General features: G+C 52.2%; 6 protein-coding genes. All 6 read right to left on the bottom strand.

The features are described 5' to 3' along the window. Positions 1-2,410 (bottom strand): heavy metal translocating P-type ATPase (locus M8370_RS22220; protein WP_250021749.1); only part of this gene is annotated, 2,410 nt, incomplete at its 3' end. A gap of 126 nt (positions 2,411-2,536) precedes the next feature. Then, positions 2,537-2,977 (bottom strand): DUF411 domain-containing protein, encoded by a 441-nt coding sequence (locus M8370_RS22215; protein ID WP_000758225.1) that lies wholly within the window; start codon positions 2,975-2,977, stop codon positions 2,537-2,539. An 86-nt stretch (positions 2,978-3,063) separates the two neighbouring features. Next, a complete protein-coding gene (gene silA / locus M8370_RS22210) occupies positions 3,064-6,210 on the bottom strand; it encodes a Cu(+)/Ag(+) efflux RND transporter permease subunit SilA (protein ID WP_000574029.1) in 3,147 nt (1,048 codons plus the stop codon). 10 nt (positions 6,211-6,220) lie between these two features. After that, a complete protein-coding gene (gene silB, locus M8370_RS22205; protein WP_000157620.1) occupies positions 6,221-7,513 on the bottom strand; it encodes a Cu(+)/Ag(+) efflux RND transporter periplasmic adaptor subunit SilB in 1,293 nt (430 codons plus the stop codon). A 113-nt stretch (positions 7,514-7,626) separates the two neighbouring features. Continuing rightward, complete coding sequence (cusF, locus tag M8370_RS22200) at positions 7,627-7,980, bottom strand: cation efflux system protein CusF (protein WP_001246155.1); 354 nt, start codon at positions 7,978-7,980, stop codon at positions 7,627-7,629. Positions 7,981-8,007: 27 nt separating this feature from the next. Further along, complete coding sequence (gene silC, locus M8370_RS22195) at positions 8,008-9,393, bottom strand: Cu(+)/Ag(+) efflux RND transporter outer membrane channel SilC (protein ID WP_000475506.1); 1,386 nt, start codon at positions 9,391-9,393, stop codon at positions 8,008-8,010. Positions 9,394-9,411 lie beyond the last annotated feature (18 nt).

The following is a 9,411-nucleotide window of genomic DNA, read 5'->3' as shown; positions in this document are numbered from 1 at the left end:
TCACAATGACGCTGACGGAGGAAAGAGCCATGGCCGCCGCCGCAATAACTGGCGACAGCAGTATTCCATACACAGGATAAAGCAGACCTGCAGCCACAGGCACGCCAAGTGCGTTGTAGATAAATGCAAAAAACAGATTCTGACGGATATTTTTCATGGTGATCTCTGACAGATGACGGGCCCTGTTCAGTATCATCAAGTCGCCTTTGAGAAGGGTGACTCCGGCACTTTCAATTGCCACATCTGTACCCGTTCCCATGGCTATACCCACGTCAGCCGCTGCCAGCGCCGGGGCATCATTCACACCGTCTCCGGCCATCGCAACCACATGGCCAGACTCTTTCAGTCGGGTTATCACTGCTTTTTTGCCATCCGGCAGAATTCCGGCTTCAACCTCATCTATTCCCAGTTTCCGTGCGACTGCTTCAGCAGTAAGCAGGTTATCCCCGGTGAGCATAACGATGCGGATCCCCGCCTGACGCAAAGCTTTAAGCGCATCCGGCGTGGTTGTTTTCACGGGATCCGAGATAGCTATCAGGCCTGCAAGGTCCCCGTCTGTGGCCACATAGATAACGGTAGCGCCTTCCATCCGCAACGTATCCGCAACGGCCTTTTGATTATCAATAACTATACTGTTTTCCTGCATAGCCAGTTCATTACCAATAACAACCCGTTGACCTTCGACATCGCCTGAGACACCTTTACCCGACGGTGCATCGAAATGAGTGACTGCGGGTATTGCGATCCCCTTTTCCTGTGCTGCTTTAACTACTGCCATACCCAGCGGATGCTGCGAGCCTTTTTCCACTGCGGCTGTTACACGCAAAAGAGATGTTTCCCCACCCGGATTGAGACTGATAATCCCTGTCACCGTAGGCGAACCTTCCGTGAGCGTGCCTGTTTTGTCGACAACCAGCGTGTCCACTTTTTCAAGACGCTCAAGGGCTTCGGCATTCCTGATTAACACCCCGGCCTGGGCTCCTTTGCCCACCCCCACCATTATCGACATCGGCGTGGCCAGCCCCAGCGCGCAGGGACAGGCAATAATCAGGACCGACACAGCCGCAATGAGACCGTGCGCCATCCTGGGCTCGGGCCCCCAGACAGACCAGATCACGAAAGCAACAACCGCGATAAGTATCACCAGAGGAACAAACCAGCCTGAAACGCTGTCAGCCATTCTCTGGATGGGGGCACGCGAACGCTGTGCATCAGCGACCATCTGAACAATTCGTGAGAGCATTGTTTCATCACCGACTTTCTCTGCACGGATGATGAGACTCCCTGTCTGATTAATGGTCCCCCCGATGACAGGGTCACCCTCCGTTTTGGTAACCGGCATAGATTCCCCGGTCACCATCGATTCATCAACGGTTGTTTTGCCTTCGATCACGATACCGTCGACCGGAATACTCTCTCCAGGTCTGATGCGGAGCTTATCGCCAGGCAGGACATCTTCCGCATTAATATCCGTTTCATGACCGTCATGATCCAGCCGTCTGGCGGTTTTGGGGGCAAGGTTCAGAAGCGCAGTAATGGCGCCTGAGGTTTGTTCCCGTGCCCGCAGCTCAAGAACCTGTCCCAGCAGAACAAGCACCGTAATAACTGCTGCGGCTTCAAAATAAACGGCCACCAGGCCATCCATGTTTCTGAACGATGCAGGAAACCAGGAGGGGAAGACGGTTGCAATGACGCTGTAAACCCAGGCTACGCCGGTCCCCATTGCAACAAGGGTAAACATATTCAGGGAGCGGTTACGTAACGACATTCCGGCCCGGGCGAAGAATGGCCAGCCACACCACAACACGACAGGGGAGGCCAGAAGCAGCTGCAGCCATGTGTTGTACTGTGGCGGTACTGTATTCCTCAACTCGGGAAACAGATGAGATCCCATTTCGAGTACCAGAACCGGAAACGCCAGCAACAACCCCAGCCAGAAGCGTCTTGTCATGTCGTGAAGTTCATCACTCGGCCCCGTGGATGCCGTAGCTACGAGCGGCTCCAGTGCCATTCCACAGACAGGACAGCTTCCGGGACCACTGCGGCGTATCTCCGGGTGCATCGGACATGTCCACACACCTTCAGAATTCTCTTTTTCCGCCTGGTGGTGAGGCTGTTTTATCTGATCAGGGCTGACTTCGTGATGATCGTGGTGATGGTGATGGGAATGTTCACTGGCATCTTCGGTAAGATAACGATCGGGATGGGCTTTAAATTTACTCTCACAGCTGGCGGAGCAGAAATAAAGTTGATGGTCCTGGTATCGAATGCTGCTGTGCGCCCTGTCGGGCAGGATGGCCATCCCGCACACGGGATCTCTCACCTTATGCAATACGTGGCCCTCGTCCGGGGATAATGTCTGCTCAGAAGCAGTCTGGTTGTTGTGTTGCACTGCATTGTCATTTTTCACAGTAACTCTCCTTATGCATACCGAAGCATCTTCTGTCTTCAGGGTATGTCATGGATGCGATTACCACGAATATCGCCGGCACAGGAGTGCCTGCTACCGGCGTCCCGTTATCAGCCGTTCCGCTGACTATTCGATTCGCTGGAAGACTTTTTTACTTCCATCCGGTGAGAATGCGATAACATCGTAAGCCTCTTTTCGGGCTCCCATCTCCATTCCAGGACTTCCTGCTGGCATACCGGGGGTGGCGAGACCGTATATACCTGAACCAGACTGCATTGCCTTATGTATCGTTGTCGCAGGCACATGGCCTTCAATGATCAAATTACCGGCAACCGCGGAATGACAACTTCGCAGTCCTGCAGGAATAGCATGCTTTTCTTTCAGGGCTGACAGCGCCTGATCATTCATGACGTGAGTTCGTACTTCAAACCCGTCTTTTTCCATCGCCTTGCCCCACAGGGAACAACAGCCACAGTTTTCAGATTTGTACATATCAATCACTTTTTCACTCGCCATCGCGGGCAGTGAAAGGCCGAGAGCCAGCGCCATCAGAACCACTTTTTTCATACTCACCTCTGTATATTATCGATTTAAACCCTGACGTCAGGGTGAATCAGTAAAGAAGGACACCCACAGGGGGTGCCCTTTCAGGTTCAGGACACGCTTTTTTTATGTCTGCGCAGCCAGATTAATTTGTAGGCGGCAGGAATAATGAACAGGGACAGCAGCGGAGCCGTGATCATCCCACCAATCATGGGTGCCGCGATACGGCTCATGACTTCTGAACCTGCACCGGTTCCCCAGAGTATTGGCAGCAGACCCGCAATGATCACCGCCACGGTCATGGCTTTCGGCCGGACACGCAGTACGGCACCATGATAGAGGGCTTCATCAAGGCCTTCCGGTGTGAACGTCTCTTTACGGGACAATTCCGGGTGCGCTTCAATGGCATGACGCAGATACATCAGCATGACCACGCCAAACTCTGCTGCCACCCCGGCCAGAGCGATAAACCCCGTTCCGGTTGCGACAGACATATGGAAGCCCTGCCAGTACAGGAACCATATCCCGCCAACCAGGGCGAACGGCAGGCTCATCAGGATCAGCAGGGCTTCATCAACCCGGCGGAATGCCAGATACAACAGGATGAAGATGATCATCACCGTCATCGGCACCATCAGCTTCAGTTTCTTGTTGGCATGCTCAAGCAGTTCAAACTGTCCGGAGAATGACACGCTGGTACCCGGTCTCAGTTTCACTTTCTGACTGATCGCCGTTTTAATGTCATTAACCACCGACACCATATCCCTGCCGCGCGCGTCAATGTAAATCCAGCTGGCTGGACGGGCATTTTCCGTTTTCAGCATAGTCGGCCCGGAAACGACCTTAATATCCGCAACATCGCCCAGCGTGATCTGCTGCTTCATCGGGGTCAGGATCGGCATCTGTTTCAGGGCCTGCGGGCTGTTCCGGTAATCCTGCGGATAGCGGATATTAATCGGGTACCGGGCCACGCCTTCAACCGTTTCCCCTACCGTCGCGCCGCCGATGGCTGATGAGATGAACAGCTGCACATCGCCCACCGTCATTCCGTAGCGGGAGGCTTTTTCCCGGTTGATATCCACATCAATGTAGCGCCCGCCTTCCAGTCGCTCTGCGAGAGCAGACACTACGCCGGGTACGGTTTTGGCGACCGCTTCGATACTCTGCGCCGTTGCATCGATATCGGACAGAACCGTTCCGGACACCTTGATACCTATCGGGCTTTTGATCCCGGTTGAGAGCATATCAATACGGTTACGGATTGGCGGCACCCAGAGGTTTGCCAGCCCCGGTAAACGGACGGTCCTGTCGAGTTCTTCAATAATCTTGTCAATCGTCATGCCTGGACGCCACTGATCCTCAGGTTTGAGCTGGATCGTGGTTTCAACCATTTCGAGCGGTGCGGAATCCGTGGCGGTCTCTGCTTTACCGGTCTTGCCAAATACAGAGGCCACTTCAGGAACGCTTTTGATTAACTTGTCCGTCGTCTGCAGGAGCGCTGCAGCTTCAGCCGGAGAGACACCCGGCAGGGTCGACGGCATATACAACAGGTCGCCCTCGTTAATCTTCGGCAGAAACTCACCGCCCACCTGGCTCAGCGGCCAGATAACGGTGAAAATGGACAAGGCCGCAACCAGCAGGGTTGTTTTTGGCCAGTGGAGAACCCGCAACAGCAATGGATGATACGCTTTGATCAGTACCCGGTTCAGGGGGTTACTGGTCTCTGCAGGAATTTTCCCCCGGATCCAGAATCCCATCAGAATCGGAATGACGATGATGGCCAGCGCGGCCGCGCCCGCCATGGAGTACGTTTTCGTGAATGCCAGCGGGCCAAACAGACGTCCTTCCTGACCTTCCAGGGTAAAGATAGGAATAAAGGACAGGGTGATGATCAGCAGGCTGATAAACAGTGCGGGTCCCACTTCAACGGAGGCATCGGTAATCACCTTCCAGCGGGTGGCGTTGTCAATCTGCTCACCCGGATGCTGATGATCCCACTCCTCAAGCCGCTTATGCGCATTCTCAATCATCACAATGGCGGCATCCACCATCGCACCGACGGCAATCGCTATCCCTCCCAGCGACATGATATTGGCGTTCAGTCCCTGGAAGTGCATGACGATAAAGGCGATACACAGACCAAGCGGCAGAGAGATAATCGCCACCAGGGCAGAACGTACGTGCCACAGGAACAGGGCACAGACGATGGCCACCACGATAAACTCTTCCAGAAGTTTGGAACTGAGGTTATCAATCGCCCGGTCGATGAGCTGGCTGCGATCGTAGGTGGTCACGATTTCAACGCCTTCCGGCAGGCTGGCCTTCAGCGTCTCAAGTTTATCCCTCACTGCCGTGATAACGTCGCGTGCATTTTTACCCGACCGCAGGATCACCACGCCGCCAGCGACTTCGCCCTGGCCGTTCAGCTCGGCAATACCACGCCGCATTTCAGGCCCGGTCTGCACGCGGGCAACATCCCGCAGATAAACCGGCACGCCGTTCTCGCCTGTTTTCAGGACGATGTTATTAAAATCATCAATGCTCTGAAGATAACCGCTGGCACGGACCATATACTCAGCTTCGGCCATTTCAACGGATGAGCCACCGGCCTCCTGGTTAGACGATTCAAGGGCCTGTTTCACTTCGGGCAGGCTGATACCATACTGAGACAATTTTACCGGATTGACCTGAATCTGGTACTGTTTCACCACGCCGCCAACCGAAGCGACCTCAGCCACGTTCGGGATGGTTTTCAGCTCAAATTTCAGGAACCAGTCCTGCAGAGAACGCAGTTCTGAAAGGTCGTGTTTTCCGCTGCGATCGACAAGGGCATATTCAAATATCCAGCCCACCCCCGTGGCGTCCGGACCGATTTCAGAACTCACACCGGCGGGCAGTTTTCCCTGTACCTGGTTCAGGTACTCCAGCACGCGGGAACGGGCCCAGTACAGATCGGTGCCGTCTTCAAAAATGACATACACATACGAATCACCGAACTGTGAAAAACCACGCACGGTTTTTGCGCCAGGCACGGACAGCATGGTGGTGGTAAGTGGATAGGTGACCTGGTTTTCTACAATCTGCGGGGCCTGGCCGGGATAGCTGGTTTTGATAATGACCTGCACATCTGACAGGTCAGGCAAGGCATCGACAGGCGTGTTAATAATCGTCCATGTGCCCCAGATGCTGAGAAACAGGGCCCCCATCATGACCAGGAAACGGTTGGCGACAGAGCGCCGGATAATCCATTCAATCATCGTCGTCTCCTCAGTGCCCTGAATGCATATTTACAGGCTGGTCAGACATTGCTGGCATACTGCTTTCTGTTTTTTCAGGGTGGCGCATACGTTCCAGTGCGCCCGTAATATTGGCTTCAGAGTCAATGAGGAACAGGCCACTGACCACCACGGTATCGCCTTCATTCAGGCCGGAGCCGATGCCGGACTGTTGCTGTGACTCATGCAGAACGTGGATCTGTTTCGGCACAAACTTGCCTTCATCATCAACAGTAATCACGCGCTGTTCTTTGCCGGTATCGATAACGGCCTGGCTTGGTATCAGCAGCATCTCCTGGCTTCTGGTATTCAGTTTCAGATAGGCATTCATGCCCGGCTTGAGAAACTCATCCTTATTAGAAACCTGGAGACGGACCTGAAGCGTACGGGTTGTCTGATCCACGCTGGGAAGAATATTCCATTTTTCGACATGGAATGTTTTATCCGGATAAGCCGGTACCGAAATTTCAAACTGCGACGTATCTTTCAGCAGATAGGCGATAGATTCTGGCACTGCAGCGCTGATCCAGACCGGGTCCATTCCCTGAATCTGAGCCACCACCTTATCTTTCGAAATATTCATGCCGGTGCGCAGGTCAAATGCAGTAATGACACCATCAATAGGTGCTTTAATGGTAAAACGGGTCTGAATGCTCCGGGTAGAACGCAGTCTCTGAATATCCTCTTCCGGCATACCTGCCAGGCGAAGCCGTTCCAGAACGCCTTTAATTTGCGTGGAAGTACCACCGGTGCTGGATAACAGAAGGAATTCACTCTGTGCTTCCACCCAGTCCGGAATGGTAATATCGATAAGTGGCGTCCCCTTCTTCACATGATCGCCAATCGTCATGGGGTAGACTTTTTCGACAAACCCGTCAGAACGCGCCTGCACAATAACAAACTGATACTCGTTATAGCTGACATTAGCCGGGATTGTCTGAGAATAATTCAGCATTCCTCGCGTGACTTTTTGCGTTTTTAATCCCAGATTCTGAACCTGGGTTGGGTCGATACGGATCCCGCCACTGCTTTTATCGCCACTGTCATCAGCATATTTTGGCACCAGGTCCATATCCATAAAGGGCGATTTTCCGGGTTTATCAAATTTGGTATCCGGTTTCATTGGGTCATACCAGAAAAGCACCTTTCGTTCCGGTGCCTTTTGTTCTGTTTTTTCTGTCTTTTGTGCTGAGTTTACATACTGCCAGGCAGTAACCGATATCAGCCCCCCTGCTATGAGGCTGCTGATAATTATTGCAGCATATTTTATCTTTAAAGAAGCCATACAATTTTCCGCTAAAAAATCAAAACACCTGGCATATGCGCCTGACGGTTAACTCACACATATACCTATGTGAATGTACAGGCGCACAGGATGTAATCGCTCCGGACAGCCAATCAGGACTGCGTCACGTTAATGCTTTTGAGTAAGGAGATATTGCCCTGCTGAATAAACGAGAAATCGACATGGTTGCCTGTTTTCAGGGCATTAATAGCATCGTCTGCATTAACAAAAGTAAAGCGCATGGTCATTGCAGGCCAGCCCACCGCTGGAATTGCTTCATGCGAAATGGTGATTTTCTTAGTATTCATATCAATGTCTTTAACGACACCGGTGCCCTTGATAACTTGCTGTACCGAAGCATCACTGGCAGTATTCATATCGCCATGCTGATGTGTTTCAGCATGAAGACCGGCAGAAAACATGACAGAGAAGGCACCAAATAAAACGGCTTTAAGTGAATTACGCATTTTAATTTCCTGATTAATTAAATAAATTTACTCTACCCAACCGCCACCCAGCGCGGTAAACAGATTAATTTCGTTAACCTGCCGGGAATAGGTAAGATCGAGAATGGTTTGCTGGGTAGCGAAGAGGGAACGTTCTGCATCCAGCACTTCGATGTAACTGACAGCACCACTTGCATACAATCCTCTGGCACGCTGGAGAGTTATCTGAAGTGAATCAAGATAACGCTGCTGTGACTCAAGTTGCTGGCTAAGGCTGTCGCGCAGCGCAAGCGTGTCGGAAACATCCTTAAAGGCTGACTGAATTTTTTGTTCGTAATTAACCACCGACTGTTGCTGGCGAATTTCAGCCAGCTTCAGATTGGCTTTATTCCTGCCAGCATTAAATATAGGAATTTCAATTTTAGGGATAAAATTCCACATTCCACTTCCTGACGTAAACAGGCTGGACAGCTCCGTACTGCTTGCGGAAAGACCACTGGTCAGGGTAATTGAGGGGAAAAAGGCCGCTCGCGCTGCGCCAATATTGGCATCAGCCGCTTTCAGCTGATATTCCGCTTCCATAATATCCGGTCGCTGCAGCAAAATTTGTGAAGACAGATTTGGTGGCAATTTTACTGGGGCTATCTCCCCGCCTTTCATCCCTTTTTCTGACGGAAGTGCGCGGTACGTTCCCAGCACCAGTTGCAGGGCATTGTTTGCCTGAGCCAGATCGCCTTCTCGTTTGGCTATTTCGGCGCGGGTACTTTCGATTTGTCCTCGCGCCTGTTCAAGTGCCAGAACGTTCGTACTCCCGGTCACGAGCTGCTGCTCAACGAAAGCATAGGACTGTTGATAATTTTTCAGCGTTTCCCGCGCAATACGAAGTTGTTCGTACGCCAGTTGCTGGCTGAAATAGCTTTGTGAAACGTTGGATACCAGCAGGATGTGTACGGCCCGACGGGCTTCTTCGCTGGCAAAGTAGTTCTGGCGATCAGCATCACTCATGTTCTTAAGTTTGCCGAAAAAATCGAGCTCATAGCTGAGCTCCAGTCTCGCGTCGTACTCCTGTGTGGTCGGCTTGTCACCTTTCAGACCACCGCTGTATGTTATCCCGGATGAGGCATTCAGCTGGGGATAACGATCTGCATCCGTGACGTTGAACTGGGCTCGGGCCTCTTCAACCTTCAGGGCAGCCATTCTCAAATCACGGTTATTAGTCAGAGCTTCACCGATCAACCGGGTAACCTGGGGATCGACAAAAAAGTTACGCCAGCCCGTATCCTGATAGCCATTTACCGCTGGCGTCAGGCTGTTATGGGACAGTGAAAACTGCTGGGGTACCGGTGCTGCGGGCCGCTGATATTCAGGCGCAAGCGACACGCAGCCTGCCAGGATGAATATCGTGCTAATGCTGAGTAATTTTAATTTGAACATAACGCTTCTCGTCCAGGC

The organism is Enterobacter cloacae complex sp. OE43NF, from assembly GCF_023544405.1.
Lineage (GTDB): Bacteria > Pseudomonadota > Gammaproteobacteria > Enterobacterales > Enterobacteriaceae > Enterobacter > Enterobacter cloacae.
The sequence above is the reverse complement of the archived record's forward strand: the minus strand, read 5'-3'. Positions and strand labels throughout refer to the sequence as shown.